We start from the raw sequence: 994 nt of genomic DNA on the forward strand, positions 1-994 counted from the left end.
AACCCCGTTCGCCAATGCCTCTTTTGCCGGGGTGTATCGCGAGTTTGGCGAGACGCCGACGCCAGAAGGGCCACCGCTGGTGGGTAACGAGGGAGAGCAGCCATGATCATTTTTACCCTGCGTCGCCTGTTGCTGTTGCTGATAACCCTGCTGCTGCTAACGCTGGTCGGCTTTAGCCTCTGTTATTACACGCCCAACGCCCCGCTGGGCGGTGCGACGCTGTTTGACGCCTATGGTTTCTTTATGCGCAGCCTGATGCGCGGCGATCTCGGCATTTCGTCGATTAACGGCGAATCGATCAGTGTGCAGTTAAAAGAAGTGCTTCCCGCCACCATCGAGCTGTGCGTGCTGGCCTTCTCACTCTCGTTGTTGGTGGGTATTCCGCTCGGCGTCACCGCAGGCGTGATGCGCAATAAAACCCCCGACATCATCATCAGCGCCATCGCCTTGGTGGGCTTTTCTATTCCGGTATTCTGGCTGGCGCTGTTGCTGACGCTGCTGTTCTCGCTGCAACTCGGCTGGTTGCCGGTTTCAGGCCGTTTCGATCTGCTCTATCAGGTTGAACCGGTGACCGGGTTTGCGCTGATTGACGCCTGGTTATCCGATTCCCCTTATCGCGATGAAATGCTGATCAGCGCCGTGCGCCATCTGATTTTGCCGATTATTGTACTGGCCGTTGGCCCCACGATGGAGGTCATTCGCCTGATGCGCATCAGCACCACGGATGTGTTCAGCAAGAATTATGTCAAAGCCGCGGCTACCCGCGGTCTGTCGCGCCTGACCATTATTCGCCGCCACGTGCTACGTAATGCGCTGCCCCCTATCGCTCCGCAACTGGGACTTCAGTTTTCCACCATGTTGACGCTGGCGATCATCACCGAGGTGGTGTTCAGTTGGCCCGGTATAGGGCGCTGGCTGGTGGATGCCATTCGCCACCAGGATTATTCCGCTATCTCCGCCGGGGTTATGGTGGTCGGGGTGATGGTGATTACGG

At 57.7% G+C, this 994-nt stretch carries 1 protein-coding gene; it reads left to right on the forward strand.

Features of this window, described 5'->3' with window-relative positions:
• Nucleotides 1-102 precede the first annotated feature (102 nt).
• Nucleotides 103-994, forward strand: an 892-nt coding sequence (gene sapB, locus J5224_RS30070; protein WP_264628716.1) for a putrescine export ABC transporter permease SapB, incomplete at its 3' end; no start/stop codon positions are given.

The sequence above is a fragment of the Candidatus Symbiopectobacterium sp. NZEC135 genome, assembly GCF_025962695.1.